Consider the following 24,086-nt stretch of genomic DNA (forward strand, 5'->3'; position numbering starts at 1 on the left):
GGCCCGGGCGCTCACAGCATCCGCTGGAGCAGGACGTACCCGCCCGCCTCGCCCATCAGCGCGAAGCGCGACCCCGGGTGCAGCCGCTCGGCGAAGGCGACGGGGTCGCCGGCCCCGCCGTCGGAGGCGTCGTAGACCAGGAAGGCCGGCAGCACCCCCTCGGTGCCGCCGATCCAGTACACCTGGCAGCGCGAGGTCAGCCGGGTCAGCGGCCCGTGGCCGGCCTCCACCCGCACCCCGTCCGGGATCTGCGCCAGCAGCCGTTCGACGGCGGCCACCCGCGCGGGCTTCGCGTACGCGGACCGCTCGCCGAGCCGGGCCAGCGGCAGGCTGGTCGCGCTCAGCGCGAGGGCGGCGGCGAGCACGGCGCCGGGCAGCTGGTGGGCGTACGCCCGCACCCGCGGCCGGGGGCTGCGCCGGGCGGTGTCGAGGGCGTCGGCCAGGGCCAGGGCGACGACCGGCATCAGGACGGCGCTGTAGTGGTAGTCGGTGGACCAGTAGTGCGGGTCACCCGACAGGAACCGCCAGCCCAGCGTCGGCACGGCCACCAGCAGCAGCGGGGAGCGCAGCGCCAGGAGCCCGGTGGTGGGGACGAGCACCCAGCCGAGGGTGGTCAGCTTCGTGCCGAGGCCGCTCAGCGGGCCGCCGCCGGCCCCGCCCTCGCCCCCGCCGAGCTTCTCCCAGTAGGCGTAGCCGTCGGCGGCGAAGGCGGGGATCACCACGGTGAACACCAGTGCCGCGGCGGCCGCCCCGGCCACGGCGACGGCCGCCGCGAGCCGTGCGGCCCGCGGGTCGGCGCGCCGGGCCCGCCAGGCGGTGACGAGGGCCAGGGCGGCCAGGGTGAGCCCGAGGTCCTCCTTGACCAGCAGCAGCGGCAGCCCCCAGCCCAGGGCGGCCCGCCAGCGGCGCGCGAGCAGCGCCTCCAGGGCGAAGGCCAGCAGCGGTACGGCGAAGCAGATCTCGTGGAAGTCGAACTCCACGGCCCGCTGGATCCCCCAGGACAGCCCGTACGCCGCCCCGAGCGCGAGCCCCCGGGCCTGCCCGAGGAGCTTCGCCGAGGCGCGGGTGACGGGCAGCGCGGACAGCGCGATCAGGGCCGCCTGCACCACCAGGAGGGTGACGGGGGTCGGGAAGACCCGGTAGAGCGGGGCGATCAGGGCGATGACCGGGCTGAAGTGGTCGCCGAGGATGTTGAAGCCCGGCCCCTTCAGGTCGACCAGGGGCGGCCGGAGCCAGGCGTAGGCCCTGACCGCCTGCTCGAAGATCCCGAGGTCCCAGGAGCCCTCCTCCATCCGCCGGTACCGGGTCACCGAGAGCACCGCGTACGCGAGGAACAGCGCGGCGGCGAGTGCGTACGGTGCCCGGCGCGCGGCCCGCCCGGCGCGGTCGCCCGTGATGCGGTCGCCGGTGCTCGGGGGGCTTCCGGATATCGGCATCCGGACAGATTCTCACCCCTGACCGGAATGCCTCCCTCCGCCCCCCTGTTCCCCGCCGGGGACGGCCCCGGGCCCCCGCCGCGGACGACCCCCGGTCCCCGCCACGCCCCCGCGGGACCGCAATGCCCCGCGCGGCCGGGGGAGCGGCGTCATAGGGTGGGAACCCCCGGCCCGTTCACGTGTCGGGCCCTTCGCGTTGCCCCCGGCACCCCTCGCCCCTCACCGGATGGAAAGCCTGTCTCATGAGCCTGCACGGACTGCTCGACGCCGTCACCCGGGATCCCGCCCTCGCCGAGGCGGTCACCGCGGCCGGGGACGGCAACCGCATGCACGTGGACCTCGTCGGCCCGCCCGCCGCCCGGCCCTTCGCCATCGCCGCGCTGGCCGCCCGCACCGGCCGGACCGTCCTCGCGGTCACCGCCACCGGCCGCGAGGCGGAGGACCTCGCCGCCGCGCTGCGCTCCCTGCTGCCCCCCGACGAGGTGGTCGACTACCCGGCCTGGGAGACGCTGCCGCACGAACGGCTCAGCCCGCGCAGCGACACCGTCGGCCGCCGGATCGCCGTGCTGCGCCGGCTCGCGCACCCGAGCAAGGACGACCCGGCGGCCGGGCCCGTCTCGGTGGTCGTCGCCCCCATCCGCTCCGTGCTCCAGCCGCAGGTCAAGGGGCTCGGGGACCTGCTTCCGGTGAGCCTGCGGCAGGGTGACACCACCGACCTCGGCGTGATCACCGAGGCCCTGGCGGCGGCCGCGTACTCCCGCGTCGAGCTGGTCGAGAAGCGCGGCGAGTTCGCCGTGCGCGGCGGCATCCTCGACGTCTTCCCGCCCACCGAGGAGCACCCGCTGCGCGTGGAGTTCTGGGGCGACGAGGTCGAGGAGATCCGTTACTTCAAGGTCGCCGACCAGCGCTCGCTGGAGATCGCCGAGCACGGCCTGTGGGCCCCGCCCTGCCGCGAGCTGCTGCTCACGGACGAGGTCCGCGAGCGGGCAGCGGCGCTCGCCGAGGAGCACCCCGAACTCGGTGAACTGCTCAACAAGATCGCCGAGGGAATCGCGGTCGAGGGCATGGAGTCCCTCGCCCCGGTCCTCGTCGACGACATGGAGCTGCTCATCGACGTCCTGCCGGCCGGGGCGATGGCCGTCGTCTGCGACCCGGAGCGGGTCCGCACCCGCGCCGCCGACCTGGTGGCGACCTCGCAGGAGTTCCTGATGGCCTCGTGGGCGGCCACCGCCGGCGGCGGCGAGGCACCCATCGACGTCGGCGCCGCCTCGCTGCGCGGGATCGCGGACGTACGCGAGCACGCCGGCGAGATCGGCATGATGTGGTGGTCGGTGTCCCCCTTCGCGGCAGGCGACGAGGACATGGCGGGCGGCGACGTGCTGAAGCTCGGCATGCACGCCCCCGAGGCCTACCGGGGCGACACCGCCCGCGCCCTCGCCGACACCAAGGGCTGGATCGCCGACGGCTGGCACACCGTCTACCTCACCGAGGGCCACGGCCCGGCCGCCCGCACCGTCGAGGTGCTCGGCGGCGAGGGCATCGCCGCCCGGCTGGAGCCCCGGCTGGAGGCGCTCGAGCCCTCCATCGTCCACGTCGCCTGCGGTTCGATCGACAACGGCTTCGTGGACCCGGCGCTGAAGCTGGCCGTCCTCACCGAGACCGACCTGACCGGGCAGCGCACCGCCACCAAGGACCTCGGCCGGATGCCGACCCGGCGCCGCAAGTCCATCGACCCGCTCACCCTGGAGGTCGGCGACTACATCGTGCACGAGCAGCACGGTGTCGGCCGCTACGTCGAGATGGTGCAGCGCACCGTGCAGGGCGCCACCCGCGAGTACCTCCTCGTCGAGTACGCGCCGGCCAAGCGAGGCCAGCCCGGCGACCGCCTGTACATCCCCACCGACCAGCTGGAGCAGGTCACCAAGTACGTGGGCGGAGAGGCCCCGACCCTGCACCGGCTCGGCGGCGCCGACTGGACGAAGACCAAGGCGCGGGCGAAGAAGGCCGTCAAGGAGATCGCCGCCGACCTGATCAAGCTGTACAGCGCGCGCATGGCGGCCCCCGGCCACACCTTCGGCCCGGACACCCCCTGGCAGCGCGAGCTGGAGGACGCCTTCCCGTACGCGGAGACGCCCGACCAGCTCACCACCATCGCCGAGGTCAAGGAGGACATGGAGAAGTCTGTCCCGATGGACCGGCTGATCTGCGGCGACGTCGGCTACGGCAAGACGGAGATCGCGGTGCGGGCCGCCTTCAAGGCGGTGCAGGACGGCAAGCAGGTGGCCGTCCTGGTCCCCACGACCCTCCTCGTCCAGCAGCACTTCGGGACCTTCTCCGAGCGCTACAGCCAGTTCCCGGTCAACGTGAAGGCGCTGTCCCGCTTCCAGACCGACACCGAGTCCAAGGCCACCCTGGAGGGCCTCAAGGAGGGCTCGGTGGACGTGGTCATCGGCACCCACCGGCTGTTCTCGCAGGAGACGAAGTTCAAGGACCTGGGCCTGGTCATCGTCGACGAGGAGCAGCGCTTCGGCGTCGAGCACAAGGAGCAGCTGAAGAAGCTCCGCGCCAACGTCGACGTGCTGACCATGTCGGCGACCCCGATCCCGCGCACCCTGGAGATGGCGGTGACCGGCATCCGCGAGATGTCGACGATCACCACCCCGCCGGAGGAGCGCCACCCGGTGCTCACCTTCGTCGGCCCGTACGAGGAGAAGCAGATCGGCGCCGCGATCCGGCGCGAGCTGCTGCGCGAGGGCCAGTGCTTCTACATCCACAACCGGGTCGAGTCCATCGACCGGGCGGCCGCGAAGCTGCGCGAGATCGTGCCCGAGGCGCGGATCGCGACGGCCCACGGCCAGATGTCGGAACAGGCCCTGGAGCAGGTCGTGGTCGACTTCTGGGAGAAGAAGTTCGACGTCCTCGTCTCCACGACCATCGTCGAGTCCGGCATCGACATCTCCAACGCCAACACCCTGATCGTGGAGCGCGGCGACAACTTCGGCCTGAGCCAGCTGCACCAGCTGCGCGGCCGCGTCGGGCGCGGCCGCGAGCGTGGGTACGCGTACTTCCTGTACCCGCCGGAGAAGCCGCTGACGGAGACCGCGCACGAGCGGCTGGCCACCATCGCCCAGCACACCGAGATGGGCGCCGGCATGTACGTGGCGATGAAGGACCTGGAGATCCGCGGCGCGGGCAACCTGCTGGGCGGCGAGCAGTCCGGGCACATCGCGGGCGTCGGCTTCGACCTGTACATCCGGATGGTCGGCGAGGCCGTGGCCGACTACCGGGCCGCCGTCGAGGGCGGCGGGGCGCAGGAGGAGCCGCCGCTGGAGGTGAAGATCGAGCTGCCGGTCGATGCGCACGTCCCGCACGACTACGCGCCCGGCGAGCGGCTGCGCCTGCAGGCGTACCGGTCCATCGCGGCGGCGAACTCCGAGGCCGACATCAAGGCCGTGCGGGAGGAGCTGACGGACCGCTACGGCAAGCTCCCGGAGCCGGTGGAGAACCTGCTGCTGGTGGCGGGGCTGCGGATGCTGGCGCGGGCCTGCGGGGTCGGGGACATCACCCTCCAGGGGCCGAACATCCGCTTCGGGCCGGTGGAGTTGCGCGAGTCGCAGGAGCTGCGCCTCAAGCGCCTGTACCCGGGGACGGTCCTCAAGCCGGCCACCTCCCAGGTGCTGGTGCCTCGGCCGAAGACGGCGAAGGTCGGCGGCAAGCCGCTGGTCGGCCGCGAACTGCTGGCCTGGACAGGCGAGTTCCTCACCACGATCCTCGGCTCGTAGCGCGCGCCCGTGCGTATCATCGGCCGATGAACACGTCGACGACCCTGGAGTCCGCCGCGACGGCGGACTTCCCGGCCCTGTCGCTGCGGCCCTGGCGCGAGGACGACGTCCCCGCGCTGGTGGAGGCGTACGCCGATCCGTTCCTGCGGCGCTGGACCGCCGAGCCCCTGGACGACGCGGCCGGCGGGCTGCGCTGGGTGGCGCGGCAGCGGCGGGACCGGGAGGCGGGCCTGCGGTTCGCCTTCGCGGTGCTGGAGGCCGGGCCCGGGGGCGGGCCGGGCCGGCTGGTGGGCGGTGCGGTCCTCAAGCGGCCAGTGCCGGACGGCGCTTCGGCCGAGGTCGGCTACTGGACGGCCGCCGCGGCGCGGGGCCGGGGCGTCGCCCCGCGCGCCCTGGAGGCGCTGACGGTCTGGGCGTTCGAGACCTTCGCCGGCTCCGGGCTGGAACGCCTCGACCTGCTGCACCAGGAGGACAACGGGGCCTCCTGCCGGGTGGCGGAGAAGAGCGGCTACCTCTTCCGCGCCGTTCTTCCCGCGGCGCCGCCGGAGTTCCCGCTCAGCGGTCACCTGCACGTCCGGCGGGCCGGAGGCGGCTGAGCGGGAGGGCGGGTCAGACCGATTCGCCCACCGCGCCGCCCGTCTTGGAGAGGTCCAGGACGTCGGAGTCCTTCGGGGAGGCGGTGTCGACCGGGACGTCGAAGGCCGAGAACGTGAGGGCGCCGGTCGTGTCGCCGCTGATCGACGACTTCAGGATGTACGGCGTGCCCCGCGTCGCGACCCAGTCGGTCTGGGTGCCCTGCCGGGCGGGGGAGGTGACGGACAGCGCCGGTGTGCCGTCGACGCTGCCCGTCTCCCCCTTGCGGGCGAGCGGGCTGCCCTTGCCGAGGTCGTCCGTCAGCTTTCCGAGGTTGCAGCTGCCGGTCATCGGGGCGGCGCGCGGGTCGGTGGCGGGGAGCTTGACCCAGCGGTCCGCGAGCACGGCGACCATCTGGTCCGTCTGCTTCTGCGAGGCGTGCTTCTGCTTGGCGGCGCCCCGCCAGTAGTCGGCGTCGCCGCGGAAGTGGACGAGGTCGGGGGACTTGATGATGTCCATCTTCCCCATGCCGTCGAGGCGGACGGCGCCGTTGCAGTTGCCCTTCTTGTCGAGGGAGAGGTCGATCCGCATCGGCTTGGCCTCGTACTCCACGGTGGCCGTGACGTGCAGGGACTGCGCCTTGCGGGTGGCCTCGCCGGCCCGGGTGAGGATCTCCGCCCCCGACAGGTCGGCCAGTGCCCGCTCGCCCTTGGCGTCCGAGGTGGCCGACGGCGAGGCGGGCCCGGAGGCGGACGCTCCGGGCGACTGGGAGGCGCGGGCCCGGCCGCCGACGTCGGAGGCCCGGCCGTCGGCGGGCACGCACGCCGCCAGGCCGCCGCCGATCAGGGCCGCGGCGGCCAGTGCCGACGTGGTGGTCTTCGTACGGCTGCGCATCTGGATTCCCCCGTGGACCGGTGACTACGACTCAGGATCCGAGACTAGGGGGTGTCTGTGACACCGTCCCGGCGGGTCCGCGCACGCCGGTGTACTCGACCGAGCCGGCGTCCGGCCCCTGTTGCGCGTGCTTGACCAGGTACGGCACCGCGTCCAGCAGGACGTGGTCGGTGATCTCGCCGCCGTCGGGGGCCTTCGACCTGAACACCGCCACCGGCTTGCCGTTCTGGCGGGCGTCCGGCTCGCGGCGGACGCCGGTGGGCTCGGCCGGGTAGGCCCGGTCGGGCCGGGCCGCCGCGCACAGGGTGCGCAGGTGTGCGACCGAGGGGTCCGAGGTCCTGGCGTCGATCCAGGCCGCCTGGCCGCTGTCGGGGTACGAGGCGGTCGGGTCCCTGAAGTGGTCCCTGAGGAAGCCCTCGTCGCCCTTGAAGGAGAGCCGGCCGTCCTCCATCAGGATCTCCCCGGTTCCGGCGCGCGCGACCGTGACCTTGCCCCAGCAGCCGCTTTCGCCCTCGAAGGTCAGGGCCGCGCTGATCTCGCGGTCGCCGATGGTGCGCGTGATGGCCGCGTTCTTCCTCTCGGCCTTGGCCGTCTCCTCGTACGCGGCGCGCAGGACGGCGGCCGGGTCCCTGCCCGCGAGCGGATCCGGCTTCGCGGACGCCGCGGACGCCGCGGACGACCGCGCCGCCGGGCCGGCCGCCGGGCCGCAGCCGGTGGCGGTCAGCAGGGCCGCGAGGGCGAGTGCGGTCGCGGCCGCGGACACGGCCGCGGGCATGGTGGTGGTGCGCATGAGCTGGTCCCCCCCCTGGGATCGTTCAGGATCCGGAGGGTATCCGGCGGGTGTCCGGCGTCGCTGGAGTCAGGACTTCTTCCACGTCGCGCAGCCCGTGGTCTTGAAGTAGCCGTCCTGCGCGGAGACGGTCACGACGGCCGGGCCGGTGGGGTTGTCGTTGGCGGCGATGGAGTCGACGTCGTGAGAGGCGTTCTTGGCGCGCTCCCAGTAGCAGCCGGCCGAGCCCGCGGCGGGGCCGCTCGACTTGTAGGTGCCGGGGGCGAGGTCGAGGCCCACCTTGAACATGCCGCCGTCGCCCGCGGCTTCGGTCTTCGGGGCGTCGGAGACGGCCTTCGGGTCGACGGTCTCCCAGTCGTTGCAGCCGTTGGACTTGAAGAGCTTGTCGCCCGCCTCGATGGTCACGTAGCTGGTGCCGGTGACGTTGTCGTTGGCGATGATCGACTCGACCTCGCCCGAGGCGTCCTTGGCGCGCTCCCAGTAGCAGCCCAGGCCCTTGTTGCCGGTGGTGCGGTAGGTGCCGGGCTGGAGGTCCGAGCCGGCCTGGAAGGTGCCGCTGCCGCGCATCGCCGCCTTCTTGCCGTCCTTCTTCGGCTCGGACGGCTTCGCGCTCGTCTTGCCGCCGGCCGTCTGGCCGCCGCCCGCCTTGGGGCTGTTGCCGGCCGCGGCCGGCTTCTTCGGGCCGGTGTCCTTGGAGCCGCTCGTGCCGCCGCCCCCGGTGCAGGCGGCGAGTGCGACGAGGGCGACGAGCGCGCCGGCGCCCGTGAGGACGCGGTGGCGGGCGCTTCGGCCGTGGCGCGGGCGCGGGGTGGAGGACTGGGACATGGGTGTGCTCCTGTCTCGGATCTCTCGGGGCGGCCGGCGTGCTCCGCTTGTTGACGGGAACATCACAACAGAGGCTGTGAACCGAGTCAACACGATTCACACCATGGATTGGATTCACGCTGTGAAGTGGATTCCCGGCTGTGCACCGGTATGCTCCCGGCATGCTGGAGGAGAACGTCCCCGAGGTCACCGCCGCCGAGATCGCCCGCCTCGCAGGGGTCGGCCGGGCCGCCGTGAGCAACTGGCGACGCCGCCACCCCGGCTTCCCCAAGCCCGTCGGCGGCACCGAGACCAGCCCCTCCTTCGCGCTGCCCGAAGTCGAAGCGTGGCTGCGGGCCCAGGGCAAGCTCGCCGAGGTCCCCCTGCGCGAACGCGTCTGGCAGCAGGTCACCGCCCACCCCGGCGGCGCCGTCGCCGCCCTCGTCGAAGCCGGCGCCGCACTGCTCGTCGTACGGGACCGCCCCGCGCGGTGGCTGGAGCTCGCCGCCCTCCCCGACGACCGGCTCGCCGAACGGCTGCCCGCCGTACGGGACGAAGCGCTCACCGCCCGGCTCGGAGCCGGCCACCCCGTGACCGTGCGCCCCGCCGCCGGAGCCGTCACCCTGCTGCGGGCCGTCGCCGAACTCGCCGCCGGACTCGGCGCCCGCCAGGCCTTCGAGTTCCTCCTCGGCCGCCACCTGGAGGCCAACCCCCGCCAGTACACCCTGACCCCCGAAGGCTGCGCCGACCTCATGGCCGGCCTCGCCGGACCCGGCGTCCGCACCGCCCTCGACCCCGCCTGCGGCACCGGCAGCCCGCTGCGCGCCCTCGTCGGCGCCACCGTCCTGCACGCCCAGGACGCCTCCCCCGAACTGGCCGCGCTCGCCGCGCTCCGCCTCGCCCTGCACGGCTCCGCCCAGGTCCGCGCGGCCGCCGCCGACAGCCTGCGCGCCGACGCCTTCCCCGACGCCGCCGTCGACGCCGTGCTCTGCCACCCCCCGTTCAACGAACGCAACTGGGGCCACGAGGAACTCGCCTACGACCCCCGCTGGGAGTACGGCTTCCCCGCCCGCACCGAATCCGAACTCGCCTGGATCCAGCACGCCCTGGCCCGCCTGCGCGAGGGCGGCACCGCCGTGCTGCTCATGCCGCCCGCCGCCGCCGCCCGCCGCTCCGGCCGCCGCATCCGCGCCGACCTGCTGCGCCGCGGCGCCCTGCGGGCCGTCGTCTCCCTCCCCGCCGGCGCCGCACCCCCGTACGGGATCCCGCTCCAGCTGTGGGTGCTGCGCAAGCCCGCCCCCGGCGCCGCCGCCCCCGCCGGACTGCTGCTCCTCGACACCGCCGGTCTCGACCCCGACGGGCCGGCCCAGGCGCGGGCCCCCTGGCCCGACGTGCGCGACGCCGTCCTCGCCGCCTGGACCGCGTACGACCGCACCGGCGCCACCCCCGAGACCCCCGGCGTCAGCCGCGTCGTACCCGTCATCGAACTCCTCGACGACGACGTCGACCTCACCCCCGCCCGCCACCTGCCCCCGCCCGCCGCCGGCGGCGGCCTCGCCGAGCTGGCCGCCGTACGCGACCGCCTCGACGCCACCCTCGCCCGCGCCGCCCGGCTCACCCCGCCGCCCGCGACCCCCGCCGGCACCGGCCCGGCCCCCGCCCAGCCCGCGGCCGCCTCCCCCTCACAGACCACCGTCGGCGAACTCGCCCGCGCCGGAGCCCTGCTGCTGCGCGCCGGAACCGGCACCGGCACCGACGGACTGCCCGTCCTCACCGAGTACGACGTCTACGCCGGAACCGCCCCCTCCGGCACCGCCGCCACCCCCGGCCCCGACACCGCCGAGACCCTCCTCGCCGAACCCGGCGACGTCGTCGTCCCCGTCGTCGGCGCCCTCTCCGCCGCCCGCGTCGTCACCGAGGACCCCGCCAGCGGAGCCGGCGCCGTCATCGGCCGCAACCTCCAGCTGCTGCGCCCCGACCCGGCCGCCCTCGACCCCTGGTTCCTCGCCGGGTTCCTGCGCGGCACCGCCAACACCCGCCGCGCCAGCAGCCACGCCTCCACCGCCACCCGCCTCGACGTGCGCCGGCTCCAGCTGCCCCGGCTGCCCCCCGCCGAACAGCGGCGCTACGGAGCCCGCTTCCGGGCCCTCGCCGAGTTCGAGGACGCGCTGAGGCTGGCGGGACGCCTGGGGGAGCAGCTCGTACAAGGCCTCTACGACGGACTCTCGGACGGCAGCGTCACACCCCAGTGACCGTGCTGCGACCCTGCAACGGTTGGGTCCATCCCCTCACGAACGGCCGGAAACGCTGTATACGCTTCGAGCCGTCACCTTTCCGCACGGCCCGTCAGGAGCACCGATGCACGGCCCCGGCATCCCGCCGCAGCAAGGCCCCCACGGCCACCGGCCCCTCTCCGGGGCCGCGATGACGCTGCGCGTGCTCTTCACGGCGCTGCCCGTCCTCAGCTGCGGTTTCTTCGCCTGGGGCTCGATGCTGCGGCTCGCCGTCCTCACCCGCAAGTCCCTGGACTGGGCCCTGCTCGTGCTGAGCCTGGTCCTGTCCGTCGTGTGGATCGTCTTCATCGGGCTCGACCCGACCGAGAAGACGGACGGCTGGCAGGGCAACCTCGGCGCCGGTGGCTCGATCTTCACCGGCTTCGCGATCTGCGTCTACTACCTCGTCGCCGACATCAGGCACCACGAGTCCAAGGCCCTCGCCCCGGCACCCGCACCCTGGTACCCGTCCGCGCCGCAGGCCCCGTACGCCCAGCACCAGCAGCCCGGTCCCCACCAGCCGCAGCCCCCGCACCAGACCACCCCCGGCTACGGCTACCCGCCGGCCGGACAGCAGGGCGCCCAGCCGCCCGTGCCCCCGCAGCAGCCCGCCACACCCCCGCGCCTCGGCCAGGTCCGCGCCGAACTCGACGAGCTCAGCGAACTCCTGCGCCAGCAGAACCCGCCGCGGCCCCCGCAGCCCGGCGGCCCCTACCAGGACCCGAACAGCACGGCGTTCCAGGACCCGCAGCGGTGACCGAACCCGAACGCCTCATCGGCGAGCGCTACCAGCTCGCCACCATCCTCGGCCAGGGCGGCATGGGCCAGGTGTGGACCGCCTACGACCGCCGCCTCGACCGCCGCGTCGCCGTCAAGCTGCTGCGCCCCGACAAGGTCGCCGGCCCCGGCACCGTCGCCGAGGAGCTGCGCCGCCGCTTCGTACGCGAATGCCGCGTCACCGCCCAGGTCGACCACCCCGGCCTCGTCACCGTCCACGACGCCGGCAGCGACGGCGACGAGCTGTACCTCGTCATGGGCTACGTCGAGGGCTCCGACCTCGCCGACCACCTCGCCGAGCACGACCCCTACCCCTGGCCCTGGGCCGTCGCCGTCGTGGCACAGCTGTGCGCGGTGCTCTCCGCCGTGCACGCGGTACCGATCGTCCACCGCGACCTCAAGCCGCGGAACGTGATGATCCGCCCCGACGGGACCGTCCTCGTCCTCGACCTCGGCGTCGCCTCCGTGATGGACACCGACACCACCCGCCTCACCAGCACCGGCTCACCCATCGGCAGCCCCGCCTACATGGCCCCCGAACAGGCCATGGGCGGCGCCGTCGGCCCCTACACCGACCTGTACGCCCTCGGCGTGCTGCTGTACGAACTCCTCAGCGGCGGCGTGCCCTTCGCCGGCACCACCGCCCTCGGCGTCCTCCACCGCCACCTCTACGAACCCCCGGCCCCGGTCCGCCCCCTGCGCCCGGAGATCCCCCCGGAACTGGAGGCCGTCCTGCTGCGCCTCCTCGCCAAGGACCCCCAGGACCGCCCCGGCTCCGCCCAGGAGGTCTACGAAGCCCTCGTACCGCTCCTCCCCGCCCCCGGCAGCCGCCACCCGGCCGGCCCGCTCGACCCGACCCGGCCCTTCCTGCGCCCCCAGGCACCCTGGCCCGACCGGGCCGCCGCCGTGCCCCCGCGTCCGACCGCGCCCCCGGCGCCGCCCCGCCCCGACATCCCCGGCGCCGTCGACGAGGCCCGGAAGCTCCTGGACCAGGGCCGGCTCACCCAGGCCGTGGACATCCTCGGCAACATCCTCCCCGCGGCCGCCGCCGAGCACGGCGAGCACTCCCCGGTCGTCCGCAGCCTGCGCAAGCAGTACGCCGCCACCCTCATGGACGACGGCCAGTACCGCCGCGCCCTCCCCGAACTGCGCCGCCTCGCCGACCAGTTCCCCGCCGGGGACCCCCAGTCGCTGCGCTTCCGCTACGACGCCGCCCAGTGCCTGGAGCAGCTCGGCGAACCCGCTGCGGCCCTCGCGGAGTACCGCTCGCTGCTGCCCCTGTTCGAGAACCACTACGCCAACCCCGACCCCGGCCTGCCGCTGGAGGTCCGCCGGCGGATAGCGCACCTGCTGCTCTCCCTCGGCGACCGCCCCGCCGCCCACGACACCCTGGTCCGCCTCCTCTACGACGCCGACCGCGTCCACGGCCCCGCGCACCCCCTCCCGGTGGAGATCCGGCGCACCCTGCAATGGCTGGGCCAGGTGCGCTGACCGCGCCGGCCGCGCCGGCCGCCGCGCCGGGGACCCCTACACCACCGCGCCCGCGCCCCGCTGCCGGCGGCGCAGCGCCGCCCCGGCCGCCACGAGTACGGACACCCCCGCCACGGCCACCCCGGCCGGCAGCCCCGGCGGGCTGAACTCGCAGGTCACCGTGGTGGTGCGGCCGTCCAGCGGGACGGCGAGCAGGCCGAGGCGGGATCGCCCCGGGCGGCCGTCGCAGCTCCAGCCCGCGATGGCCGGCACCGACACCACCGCCGTGCCCGTGCTGCCCGGGGGCAGGGTGGCGGTCAGCCCCGACGGGGTGACCCGCACGCCGGTGGCCGCCCTCGCCCGCAGCGCGGCCACCGCCGCGCCCAGCCGGGTGCCGTCCAGGCAGGACAGCGCCCACCGGGCGGGGGCCGGGCGGTCGAAGACGAGCTTCGAGGCGGGCCCGCGCGAGAGCCCCAGCGACTGGAGCGCCGCCCGGTTCTTCGGCGGGTTCCCGTTCAGCTTGAAGGGGCGCCCGCCCGCCAGCCGGGCCGTCGCGTTGTACTCCGGCGCCCACAGGAACGCCTCCGTCCCCGCCCGGCACACCCCGGGCGCGACCGGGTCCTCGTACACCTTCGCGCCCAGCAGCAGCTCCTGGTTGGCGAACGGCGACTCCCCGTACGCCCCGGCCGCCTCCGCCGGCTGGACGGTGACCAGCGGCAGGGCCTCCGGCCGGGCGACCGAGCCGTCGGGCTTCAGCCGGGCGCCCACCGCGAACAGCGCGTCCGTCACCGGATTGTCCAGGCTCTGCACGCTGCGCCCGCGCGAGGTGGAGCCCGCGCCGAGCGCCGTCATCGTGCGCGTGAACACGTCCGGGGTGTGGCTGCTGTAGTATGCGCCGCCCTCACCGCCCAGCAGCACCGGGTCGTTGCCCGACAGCGCCGGCCGGCCCGCGTCCGTCCGGTACGCCGGCCAGCCCTCCGCCCCGGCCAGGGCGCGGGCGCGCGCGGTGTGCGCCCGGCCCCAGGACGGGTAGTCGTCCAGCCCGGCCAGCTTGCCCTTGTGCCCGTACGCCGTCGCCGCCGCGGCCTGCGCCACCAGCACCGCCGCGAGCAGCCCCGCGGCCGCCGGCCGCAGCCGGCGCCGGCCCAGCGCCCGCCACGCGGCGACGCCCAGCAGCAGCCCGCCCGCGAACAGCGCGTACCCCCACGCCGTCACCAGGGCGCTGCCGCCCGCCCACAGCGCGGCCGCCGTCAGCAGACCGCCGCCCGCCGCGAGCGCCCGCACCCCGGGCACGCCCGCGGCGAGGCCCGTCCAGGCGGCGATCACCGCGATGCCGGCCAGCACGAACGTCTGCCGGTACGCGCTGCCGTTCGGGGTGGCGAAGAGGTGCCACAGCAGATGGGTCGGCTCCCACTGCAGGGACAGCGCCACCGCCACCACCAGCCCCGCCCACCAGCAGCGGGTACGGACCGGCAGCGCCCGGTGGAACGGCAGCGCCGCCACCAGCAGCAGGGTCCCGGTGCCGACGAACACGGCGGGGGAGTTGAAGGAGTAGGTGGCCGGCAGCAGGCGGGCGAAGAAGTCGGACCACGGCACCGGCCCGAACTCCTTGGACCAGCCCGGGTAGGCCTGCTTCGTGCTGAGGAACAGCGGCACCAGCACCGGCGCCGACAGCCCGATCCCCAGCAGCGTCGTCACCGCCGCCCGCCCGACCACCAGGGCCCGCTCGCGCACCTCCCGCCGGGTCAGCACCACCCGCACGACCAGCACCAGCGCCGCGCCGAGCGTGGCCATGTACGCGGTGTAGAAGTTGGCGGTCCAGCCCACCGCGACGACCAGCACCCCGAGCACCGGCCGCCGCCCGCGCAGCGCCCACTCGCCGGTCAGGCACAGCAGCGGGAAGGCGATGAGCCCGTCCAGCCACATCGGGTTGTAGGCGGCCTCGATCACCGACCACCCGCACAGCGCGTACGAGGCCCCCAGCAGCCCCGCCGCCCACCACGGCCCGCGCCGCTGGGTCCGCAGCAGCCAGGCCATCGCGGCCGCGGCGGCCGCCATCTTCAGCACGGTCACCACGTACACCGCGAGGTCGATGTCCTCGCGCGGGAACAGCGCCACCAGTACGGCGAAGGGGCTCGTCAGGTAGGTCCCGAGATCGGGCAGGAAGCTGGTCCCGTACCCGGACTGCCAGTTGAACAGCAGCCCGCCCCGGGCCCGCCCGTGCAGCAGGTCCCACAGGTGCGCGTGGAACGGCACGAACTGGTTGCCGAGGTCGTTGACGCTGCGATGGCGCCCCCCGTACGGGAACACCCGCGCGACGGCGTCCCCACCGCACACGGCAACGGCCGTGACGAGCGAGGCGAACACCGCCCCGAGGAGTGAATCCTTCCGGCCGGAACGTCGTACGGGCCGGTCGGCGGGACGCCCGGGAACCTGGCGCGGGGCGAGCTGCGATGTCGACATGGTGGTCAGATCCTCGCAGCAACGGTTGACGGAGGGGTGGCCGACGGGTGGCCGACTGCTGATCCGGCCCTCTCGGCCCGTGAGCGCCGGGTGCCTCGTACGGGTGAACGGCGCACGCACGGCCGCCCGGACCCGGCCGGAGAGGCCATTGTGGCCGGAGGGCGTGTGCGGGACGCGGCGTCGGAGAGGGGAGGGGGAAGTGGCCGGCGGTGAGAGGCGGCAGAGACACCGGCTGCGGGCGTTGGCCGATCCGTTCACGGTGCCGGCACCCGCGGGTGCACGCATCCGGGACCGTCTGCGTCCGTCAGCCCGCGATGTGGAGGTGCTGCTGGCCGTGGGCGACCATCTGGGCCGGTACGCGCGGGCGGACCTGGCCCACCGCCTGCGGATCGGGTCCGTGTCGGGAAAGGACACCCGGCGGACCGAACGCAAGCGCGCGTTGACGAGGGTCTCGTCGTCCCGATGGGCAGGGTCCATCACCCGCGTCAGCGAGGACCAGTACCGCCTCTCCTCGCGGCGCCTGGCGGACGAACGGCCGGCCCTACTCCGGGCGGTCGCGAAGATCCGCAGCCGTCTGGCAGTGCCGTGCGGGCGCAAGGTGGACGGAGTCCGCGGCTATCCCAGCCAGGCGGAGCGCGCGCAGAAGCAGCGGCGTTTGCAGGTTCTCACGTCGCGCCTGGCCGAGGCGGAGCGGCGCATCGGGGCCGGGCGGCCGGCGATCGTGGTGGGCGGCCGTCGTCTGGCCAAGGCGCGGCACGGCCTCGTCGATGAGGGTCTCACCGAGAACGAGTGGCGGGAGCGCTGGACAGCTCGGCGCATGTTCCTGACCGCCGACGGCGAGTCCGGAAAGCCGCACGGCAACTACACGATCAGCGTCGACCCGGCGGGCGGTGCGGTCGCCGTCGTCCTGCCCGAACCGCGGAGGCACCTGGCGAACGCGCCGCGCGGCCGCTACCGGCTCGCCTGCACCGTCAGGTTCAGCCATCGCCGGGACGAATGGCTCGACCGCGTCACGGCCGACCGGGCCGTTCGTTACGACATCGTGCGTGACCCCGGACGCGGCCGCTGGTACCTCGACGCCTCCTGGTCCGCCCCGAAGGCTGCCTTGCCCACCCCCGTCGAACTGGCCGCCAGGAGCGCCCGGCTGCTGGCCGTGGACCTCAATGCCGGCCACCTCGCGGTCTGTGTCGTGGACGTGCACGGCAACCCGGTCGGCACCCCCGTCAGCGTGCCCACCGATCTCACGGGACCAGCCTCCCGGCGTGACGGGCGGCTCCGCTCAGCGATCAGCACACTGATCGGACTCGCCAGGGACCACGGCTGTGCGGGCCTGGCCATCGAGAACCTCGGTTTCGGCGCGACCTGGGCCACCGGGCGCGAAACAATGGGACGGGGCAAACGCGGCAAGGCCTTCCGCCGCACCGTCGCAGGCTTGCCCACCGCCCGGTTCCGCGAACGGCTTCGGGGCATGGCCCACCACGCCGGACTGGTTGTCGTCGCGGTCGATCCGGCCTACACCTCCCGCTGGGGCGGCCAGTACGGGAAGGCTCCGCTCCAGCAGCAGTCGAAGACCACCGTCGTCACCGGCCATCACGCGGCCGCGGCGGCGATCGGCAGGCGCGCCCTCGGACACGGGATACGGCGTCGGCAAGGTGTGACCGCACACGACCGGAGGATCGTGCGGCGGAGAGCTACCGGCCAGACCGCGTCCTGGCCGAGGGTGCGCGGGACCGCCGGCCCGCCGAGGACCACAGGCATGCCCGTCGAGGGCGGAAGACCTGCTGGGGCCGGAGCGATCGCCCGGTGCTGATCCCCGCTTCCCAAGACCGTTCGGGGAAGCAGTCGGCCGGCCCGGCCCACCGGGACCGGGAGAACGACGGCCGACGGCACCAGGAACGGTGAACTCGTACCCCAACACCACCGGAATCGTTGGTCGAACCGGTGGCTCGGGCCACCCTGACTGCATACCATCGATCACCGCAAGGCCCTTGTGCACCGAAGCACAATCTCCCGGCCCTGGAGGCTCCTTTGCACCGTCGCACTGCGCTCTCCGTCTCCGCCGTCCTGCTCGCGGCGGCCCCCCTGCTGACCGCGTGTTCCGGGGAGACCCGGCCCGGTACCGCCGCCGTCGTCGGGGGTGAGCGCATCACCACCTCGGCGCTCCAGGCCCAGGTCGGCGACGTGCGCGCCGCGCAGAGCACATCCGAGCAGGGTGCGCAGCTGATCGGCGCGACCGCCGGGCTGGAGCGGCTGAAGCTGAACAAGATGATCCAGAGCGCCGTCCTCGAGCGGGCCGCCGAGGACGCCGGGCTGAGCGTGAGCCCGAAGGAGGTCCAGGACGTCCGCAAGGCGCAGCTGGAGCAGCTGGGCGGGGAGAAGGCGCTGCGGGACGCGGCGCTCCAGCAGGCGCAGCTGGCGCCGGGGCAGATCGAGGCGGACACCCGCTTCAAGCTGTTGCGGGACAAGCTCTTCGCGCACTACGGCAGCCAGGACAAGGCGCTGGCCAAGCTGGGGGAGGCGGCGAAGGCGCTGCACATCGAGGTCAACCCGCGCTACGGGCACTGGGACGCGCAGCAGATCCTGCTCGGGGACCAGGAGACGCCGTGGATCACCCAGCGGACCCGGCCCGAGCAGGCGGCCCCCGCCGGAGCCTGAGGCGGGCGGGCGGAGGTAGGTTCGGGGGGTGAACGACACCTCCGCCTCCGCCTCCGCCGCCGCTCCCGCCGAGCCCACGGGCCGGATCGTCCTGCTGACCGCCAGCCACCGGGTCGCCCCGGGGCTGCTGTCCTGGCCGGCCTGGCAGGTGCTGCACGCCGCGGACCGGGTGCTGTGCTCCGACCCGGGCCACCCGCAGCTGCCGTACCTGCGCGAGGCGGGGGTCGAGGTGGAGCTGGAGGGCCCGGACGCGCACGAGCTCGTCGCGGCGTGTGCCGGGGGCCGGACGGTCGTGGTGCTGCCGTCCGGGGAGGGCGACCAGCGGCTGACGGACGGTCTGGCCCGGCTGGCCGGGTCGGGCCGGGTCGCCATGCCCGACCTGGAGCTGCTGCCCGGCTCGTACGACCTGCCGGGGGCGCGGCTGCTGGACCTGGTGCAGGTCATGGACCGGGTGCGGCGGGAGTGCCCCTGGACCTCGCGGCAGACCCACGAGGGGCTGGTGAAGTACGCCATCGAGGAGGCGTACGAGCTGGTGGAGGCGATCGAGGACGGCGACCGGGACGCGCTGCGCGAGGAGCTGGGCGACGTGCTGCTCCAGGTGGTCTTCCACGCGCGGATCGCCGAGGAGGCGGGCGGCGGTGAGGACGGGGCACAGGCCTTCTCCATCGACGACGTCGCGGGTGACCTGGTCGACAAGCTGATCCGGCGCCACCCCCACGTGTTCGGGGACGCCACGGCCGACTCCCCGGAGGACGTCAGCGCCCACTGGCAGGCCACCAAGGCGGTGGAGAAGCAGCGGGAGTCGGTCACCGACGGGATCCCGCTGGGCCAGCCGGGCCTGGCGCTGGCGGCCAAGCTCGCCGGGCGGGCGCGTGCGGGCGGGGTGGCGGTGGAGCTGCCCCGGGGCGAGGGCATCGGGTACGAGCTGCTGGAGCTGGCGGCCCGCGCCGAGGCGTCGGGGACCGACCCGGAGACGGCGCTGCGCGCGGCGGCCCGCGTCTACCGGGACGCGATCCGGGCGGCCGAGGGTGTCGAGGACGCGGTTTAGTCGCGCGGGGCGCGGGCCGAGGGGTTGTGCCACTGCGGGGACGGCCGGTGCAGGAACCACTCGCCGAAGCCCAGCGGGCGGGGGCGCTGTGAGCCGGCGACGGGGACGGCGTCGTGGAAGAGGCGGTCGGGGCGGGCTCCGAGTTCCTGGAGGAGGTGGGAGGTCTCCTCGACGAACAGGGCCGGCCCGCCGAGGTAGACGTCCTGTTCCCGCCAAAGGGCGCGGTTGCCGAGGGCCGTCGCCAGCCGGTCGGTGGCCTGGTTGCGGTGCTGCCCGGGGGCGGGCGTGATGTAGGTGACGCCGAGCCAGCGGCAGGCGGCTGCGTGCCGGTCGATCAGGGGCCGGTCGTAGAGGTGCGCGGCGTCCCGGGCGACGACGAAGAGGCGTACGTCGTGGTCGGGAGGGTGCTGGAGGAGTTCCTCCAGCAGGGCGCGTACGGGAGCCCACCCGGTGCCGGCGGCGATGAGGGTGAGGGGGCGGTCCTCGCGGCGCAGGGTGAGCCGGCCGCCGGGGGCGCCGAGCCGCAGGACCTCGCCGGGCAGGACGTCGCGGACCAGGGCGGTGCTCAGGCGGCCGCCTTCGATGCGGCTGACGTGCAGGTCGACGGTGCCGTCGGGGCGGGGGGCGTTGGCGAGGGAGTAGGTGCGCCAGGTGGTGGGGACGCGGGTGCTGCTCACGCTGACGTACTGGCCGGGGCGGTAGGGCAGCGGGGTGCGCGGGGCGAGGGTCAGTACGCCGATGTCCTGTCCGTACTGGAGGTGGCGTACCACCTCGGCCTCCCACCAGGGTGGTTCGTCGCTGTCGGCGGCGCCGGCGGTCATGGTGTCGGCGATGACCTGGTAGGCCTCGTACCAGGCCTTCTCGACGGCCGGGGTCCAGGCGTCGCCGGAGGTCTGGGCGAGGGCGGCGATCAGGCTGGTGCCGACGGCCGCGTAGTGCTCGGGGCCGACGAGGAACTTGCGGTGGTCGCGTCCGAGGTCGCGTAGGTAGGGGACGAGGGTCCCGCTCTCCAGGTGGGTGACGACGTGGGTGAGCGCGGCGAAGAGCCGGTCGCGCTGGCGTTCCATGTCCTCGGCGGAGGAGGGGAAGAGTTCGCGGAGTCCGGGGTTGTGCCAGAAGAGGTGGGAGTAGAAGTACTTGACCGCGTGTTCGGCCCTTCTCTCCACCACCGCGAAACTGCTCTTCAAGATCCTCACGTCCACAGAACCGAAAGTAGGAATGTCGCAGAACCTGACGTCAAGTGATGTCCGATCTGCGGACAGCCGCGACGAAGCGGCCATAAGGGATGGCCGGTGGCGAGCCGGGATACGGTCGACGGGTGCACGATCAGACCTCCGCCGCCCAGCCCGATCCGTCCCGTACGGAGATGCCGACGCTCTTCGACTGGGAGTTCGCCACCGACCCGTACCCGGCCTACGCCTGGCTGCGCGAGAACTCCCCGGTGCACCGCACCCGGCTGCCCAGCGGGGTGGAGGCCTGGCTGGTGACGCGGTACGCCGACGCCCGCCAGGCCCTCGCGGACCAGCGGCTGAGCAAGAACCCGGCGCACCACGCGGAGCCGGCGCACGCCAAGGGCAAGACCGGGATCCCGGGGGAGCGCAAGGCGGAGCTGATGACGCACCTGCTGAATATCGACCCGCCGGACCACACCCGGCTGCGGCGGCTGGTGTCGAAGGCGTTCACCCCGCGGCGTGTGGCCGAGTTCACTCCGCGCGTGCAGGAGCTGACCGACGGCCTGATCGACCGGTTCGCGGGCAGGGGGGAGGCGGACCTCATCCACGAGTTCGCGTTCCCGCTCCCCATCTACGCCATCTGCGAGATGCTCGGCGTACCGCGGGAGGACCAGGACGACTTCCGCGACTGGGCCGGGATGATGATCCGGCACGGCGGCGGGCCGCGCGGAGGGGTCGCGCGCTCGGTGAAGCAGATGCGGGCCTATCTCGGGGAACTGATCCACCGCAAGCGGGACGATCTGGGCAATGACCTCATCTCCGATCTGATCCGGGCAAGTGACCACGGAGACCATCTGACGGAGGCGGAGGCCACGGCGATGGCCTTCATCCTGCTCTTCGCCGGCTTCGAGACGACCGTGAACCTCATCGGCAACGGCATCCACTCCCTCTTCACGAACCCGGACCAGCGCGAGCGCCTCCAGGCCTCCCTCGCGGCCGGGGAGAGCGCGCTGCTGGAGACCGGTGTCGAGGAACTGCTGCGCTACGACGGCCCCGTGGAGCTGGCCACCTGGCGGTTCGCCACCCGGCCGCTGGTCCTGGGCGGGCAGGACATCGCGGCGGGGGACCCCGTGCTGGTGGTCCTCGCGGCGGCCGACCGCGACCCGGAGCGGTTCGCCGACCCGGACACCCTGGACCTCTCCCGGAGTGACAACCAACACCTCGGATACGGCCACGGGATCCACTACTGCCTCGGCGCTCCGCTGGCCCGTCTCGAGGGGCAGACGGCGCTCGGAACTTTGCTGAAGCGTCTGCCGGATCTGGAACTTGCGATTCCCCCTACGGACCTGCGCTGGCGCGGCGGACTCATCATGCGGGGGCTGCGCACCCTCCCCGTCCGCTTCACAGTCCCGAACGGTTGAGGGCGCGGGGGGCCGCCGGACTGACCGGAAGTCAGTTCCGCACCGTTCCACCGCCGAACTTGTGACATCCGTTCGAAGGCGGCTAGGTTCTGCCGTTACCCCGCCGTTATGCGAAAGGTGCAGCCTCATGCTTCCCGGGAACGGCCGCCACAGACGCCCCCGCCAGGTACCCGCGATCGTCGTCACCGCAGGAGTCACCGGCTCCGCGCTGGCCATGCCGCTGCTCGCCGCCACAGGTGCGAACGCGGCCGACACCGCCACGTGGGACAAGGTCGCCGACTGCGAGAGCGGCGGCACCTGGAGCGCGAACTCCGGCAGCGGCGCCTACGGCGGCCTGCAGTTCACCCTGGAACAGTGGCGCAACGCCGGCGGCCTCGCGTACGCGGAGCGCCCCGACCTCGCCAGCCGCTCCCAGCAGATCGCGGTCGCCGAGCGCGTGCTGGCCTCCCAGGGCCCCCAGGCGTGGCCGCTGTGCTCCGCCTCGGCCGGGCTGACCCAGCAGGGCCCCGCGCCCGACGTGGACCCCGGTGACAAGCTGGAGCCCGCGCCCGTCGCGCCCACCAAGGGCCGCCCCGACGGTTCGGTGCCGAACGCGGGCAAGGGCAAGCCCTCCACGGACTTCGGGGCCCCGACCCCGGCGCCGGGCACCCCGTCCAACCCGAGCGGGCTGCCGGACTACCCGCTGGGCCCCTCCAGCGGACTGCCCGTCATGCCCGAGCCGGACTACACGGTCCAGCCCACGACGCCCGGCACGCCCACGCCGACGCCGGGCACGCCCACCCCCGGCACGCCCACCCCGGGCACGCCCACGGCCCCGGGCATCCCGACGGCCCCGGGCGCCACCCCGACGGCTCCGGCCACCCCGGGTGCGACTCCCGCCCCGGGCGCCACGCCCACCGCTCCGGCCACCCCGGGCGCCACGGCGGGCACCCCGTCCGGCGCGGCGTCGGACGGCTCGGGCAAGCACCGCGGCCCGGCCGCCATCGAGGTGCAGGGGGCGCCTGGCGCGGCGTCAGTACCCGCCGCGGAGCCCGTCTACACCGTGAAGCCGGGCGACAGCCTTTCGGACATCGCGAAGGCCAAGGGCGTCAAGGGCGGTTGGGACGAGCTCTACAAGGCCAACGAGCAGGTCATCGGTGGGGACGCGGACCTCATCAAGCCCGGACAGAACCTGGATCTAACCAAGAAATAGTGGGCAGTTCGGACATCCATTAAGAGTTGAATGTCCGTTATCGCCAAATGAGACATGCATCTCTTCCGGACAACTGGCGTGTCTCGTTCCGGAACTGTTGCAAACCCCCTTCTCACCTGCACAAACGTGCTCTTCAGGAAGGCAAGTAGGCCGGTTTCTCCCCAAAATCACACGTTGAACATCGGGGAGAGACCTGTCTACCTTCTGAATCGCTCGCCACCGCGGGCTCCTTCGACCGCATCGCCGAATCCTGCCGGCGGACGGAGGGAACAGTCGTCGCGCAAGCGCCGAAGGCAGGAGCGGGGGAACCAAGGTAGGCGCCGGGAAGGGCCGTTGAGAGACGGCCCGCGTACCGGCTAGGGGTGAAGACACGCGCCGCGCCGCGTGACCGGGCAACTCATCCGCCCGAACCCGACAGCTCACCTCGAAGGCGTCGGTGAGGAGAAATCCATGCTGCTTTCCGGCAAGGGCAAGCACCGCCGCGGCTCCAAGGCCGTCCGCATCGTCACGCTCGCCGGTGTCGCCGGTGTCGCCGTCGCGGCCCCGCTGATGGCCGCCGGTACCGCCAGCGCCGCCACCGCGGCCGAGTGGGACAAGGTCGCCGCCTGCGAGTCCGGCGGCAACTGGTCCATCAACACCGGCAACGGCTACTACGGCGGCCTGCAGTTCTCCGCCTCCACCTGGGCCGCGTACGGCGGCAAGTCGTACGCCGCGCAGGCCAACCAGGCCACCAAGGGCCAGCAGATAGCCATCGCCGAGAAGGTCCTCAAGGGCCAGGGCAAGGGCGCGTGGCCGCACTGCGGCGTCGGCCTGTCCAACTCCTCGTACAACGGCGGCGGTTCGACCACCCCGGCCAAGCCGAAGCCCGAGACCAAGCCGGCCCCGGCCAAGCCCGCTCCGGCCAAGCCGGCCCCGGCGAAGCCCGCCCCGGCCAAGCCGTCCGCGCCGAAGACCGAGACCGAGACCAAGGGCTCCGGCGCCGGCTCCGGCAACTGGACCCCGGCCAAGCCGTCGACCCCGAAGGCCGAGACCCCGCAGACGGGCAACGGCACCTACACGGTCAAGGAAGGCGACACCCTCGGCACCATCGCCGACGCCAACAAGGTCAAGGGCGGCTGGGAGAAGCTCTTCGAGCTCAACAAGGACACCGTGTCCGACGCCGACCTGATCTTCCCGGGTCAGAAGCTGAAGCTCGCCTGAACGTCCGCGTAACTCTCGCGGCACCCCGCAGCATCCCCACCGCCCGGCGCGTATCCCCCCACGCGCCGGGCGGCGGCGTGTCGTCCGCCGGTCACCGCATTGCGGAACCGGAACACCGGCTTCCGCTGCCCGTTCC

The 24,086-nt window shown here is 74.0% G+C and carries 17 protein-coding genes and 1 riboswitch; of the genes, 11 read left to right on the top strand and 6 right to left on the bottom strand.

Going from position 1 to position 24,086, the window contains the following annotated elements; translation table 11 throughout:
• Positions 1-11: 11 nt before the first annotated feature.
• Entirely contained in the window at positions 12-1,436 is a 1,425-nt protein-coding gene (locus tag ABD973_RS19395) for a DUF2079 domain-containing protein (protein WP_125821351.1), read from the bottom strand.
• Between the two features lie 242 nt (positions 1,437-1,678).
• Between ABD973_RS19395 and mfd the strand changes: the two genes are divergently transcribed.
• On the top strand, positions 1,679-5,218 hold the full coding sequence (gene mfd / locus ABD973_RS19400; RefSeq protein WP_125821350.1) for a transcription-repair coupling factor: 3,540 nt from the start codon (positions 1,679-1,681) through the stop codon (positions 5,216-5,218).
• Between the two features lie 26 nt (positions 5,219-5,244).
• On the top strand, positions 5,245-5,814 hold the full coding sequence (locus ABD973_RS19405; protein WP_125821349.1) for a GNAT family N-acetyltransferase: 570 nt from the start codon (positions 5,245-5,247) through the stop codon (positions 5,812-5,814).
• 13 nt (positions 5,815-5,827) lie between these two features.
• On the opposite strand, the gene ABD973_RS19410 is transcribed toward ABD973_RS19405, so the two are convergent.
• The 3 genes from ABD973_RS19410 to ABD973_RS19420 form a co-directional block, all read right to left on the bottom strand.
• Entirely contained in the window at positions 5,828-6,685 is an 858-nt protein-coding gene (locus ABD973_RS19410) for a hypothetical protein (RefSeq protein WP_345501154.1), read from the bottom strand.
• Positions 6,686-6,716: 31 nt separating this feature from the next.
• The gene (locus tag ABD973_RS19415; RefSeq protein ID WP_345501156.1) at positions 6,717-7,475 is read right to left on the bottom strand and encodes a hypothetical protein; all 759 of its coding nucleotides are present in this window, start codon (positions 7,473-7,475) and stop codon (positions 6,717-6,719) included.
• Positions 7,476-7,544: 69 nt separating this feature from the next.
• On the bottom strand, positions 7,545-8,300 hold the full coding sequence (locus tag ABD973_RS19420; protein WP_345501158.1) for an Rv1352/Rv1906c domain-containing protein: 756 nt from the start codon (positions 8,298-8,300) through the stop codon (positions 7,545-7,547).
• A 161-nt stretch (positions 8,301-8,461) separates the two neighbouring features.
• Between ABD973_RS19420 and ABD973_RS19425 the strand changes: the two genes are divergently transcribed.
• The 3 genes from ABD973_RS19425 to ABD973_RS19435 all read left to right on the top strand — a co-directional run bounded on the left by ABD973_RS19425 (position 8,462) and on the right by ABD973_RS19435 (position 12,820).
• Entirely contained in the window at positions 8,462-10,531 is a 2,070-nt protein-coding gene (locus tag ABD973_RS19425) for an N-6 DNA methylase (RefSeq protein WP_345501160.1), read from the top strand.
• Positions 10,532-10,637: 106 nt separating this feature from the next.
• Positions 10,638-11,309: a hypothetical protein gene (locus ABD973_RS19430; protein ID WP_125821344.1), complete on the top strand. Its 672-nt coding sequence runs from the start codon at positions 10,638-10,640 to the stop codon at positions 11,307-11,309.
• A complete protein-coding gene (locus ABD973_RS19435) occupies positions 11,306-12,820 on the top strand; it encodes a serine/threonine-protein kinase (RefSeq protein WP_125821343.1) in 1,515 nt (504 codons plus the stop codon). Before ABD973_RS19430 ends, ABD973_RS19435 begins: the two co-directional genes overlap by 4 nt.
• Before the next feature lie 36 nt (positions 12,821-12,856).
• On the opposite strand, the gene ABD973_RS19440 is transcribed toward ABD973_RS19435, so the two are convergent.
• Positions 12,857-15,262, bottom strand: a complete 2,406-nt coding sequence (locus ABD973_RS19440; RefSeq protein WP_345501163.1) for a YfhO family protein — start codon at positions 15,260-15,262, stop codon at positions 12,857-12,859.
• A 199-nt stretch (positions 15,263-15,461) separates the two neighbouring features.
• On the opposite strand from ABD973_RS19440, the gene ABD973_RS19445 reads away from it, so the two are divergent.
• The 3 genes from ABD973_RS19445 (at position 15,462) to ABD973_RS19455 (ending at position 18,965) form a co-directional block, all read left to right on the top strand.
• Positions 15,462-17,072, top strand: coding sequence for a hypothetical protein (locus ABD973_RS19445; protein ID WP_345501165.1), 1,611 nt, complete (start codon positions 15,462-15,464; stop codon positions 17,070-17,072).
• 218 nt (positions 17,073-17,290) lie between these two features.
• Positions 17,291-17,917: a SurA N-terminal domain-containing protein gene (locus tag ABD973_RS19450; protein WP_125821342.1), complete on the top strand. Its 627-nt coding sequence runs from the start codon at positions 17,291-17,293 to the stop codon at positions 17,915-17,917.
• Between the two features lie 28 nt (positions 17,918-17,945).
• Positions 17,946-18,965, top strand: coding sequence for a nucleoside triphosphate pyrophosphohydrolase (locus ABD973_RS19455; protein ID WP_345501168.1), 1,020 nt, complete (start codon positions 17,946-17,948; stop codon positions 18,963-18,965).
• Here the strand turns inward: ABD973_RS19455 and ABD973_RS19460 are convergent.
• The gene (locus tag ABD973_RS19460) at positions 18,962-20,161 is read right to left on the bottom strand and encodes a globin domain-containing protein (RefSeq protein ID WP_345501170.1); all 1,200 of its coding nucleotides are present in this window, start codon (positions 20,159-20,161) and stop codon (positions 18,962-18,964) included. The genes ABD973_RS19455 and ABD973_RS19460 overlap by 4 nt on opposite strands.
• A gap of 170 nt (positions 20,162-20,331) precedes the next feature.
• Here ABD973_RS19460 and ABD973_RS19465 point away from each other — a divergent pair, with 170 nt between their 5' ends.
• The 3 genes from ABD973_RS19465 (at position 20,332) to ABD973_RS19475 (ending at position 23,950) form a co-directional block, all read left to right on the top strand.
• Positions 20,332-21,558 (top strand): cytochrome P450 family protein, encoded by a 1,227-nt coding sequence (locus ABD973_RS19465; protein ID WP_345504653.1) that lies wholly within the window; start codon positions 20,332-20,334, stop codon positions 21,556-21,558.
• A gap of 127 nt (positions 21,559-21,685) precedes the next feature.
• The gene (locus ABD973_RS19470; RefSeq protein ID WP_345501172.1) at positions 21,686-22,750 is read left to right on the top strand and encodes a transglycosylase family protein; all 1,065 of its coding nucleotides are present in this window, start codon (positions 21,686-21,688) and stop codon (positions 22,748-22,750) included.
• A 275-nt stretch (positions 22,751-23,025) separates the two neighbouring features.
• Positions 23,026-23,198, top strand: a riboswitch (cyclic di-AMP (ydaO/yuaA leader).
• Between the two features lie 2 nt (positions 23,199-23,200).
• On the top strand, positions 23,201-23,950 hold the full coding sequence (locus ABD973_RS19475) for a LysM peptidoglycan-binding domain-containing protein (RefSeq protein ID WP_125604125.1): 750 nt from the start codon (positions 23,201-23,203) through the stop codon (positions 23,948-23,950).
• Positions 23,951-24,086: the final 136 nt, after the last annotated feature.

It is taken from the genome of Streptomyces racemochromogenes (assembly GCF_039535215.1).
Taxonomy (GTDB): domain Bacteria; phylum Actinomycetota; class Actinomycetes; order Streptomycetales; family Streptomycetaceae; genus Streptomyces; species Streptomyces racemochromogenes.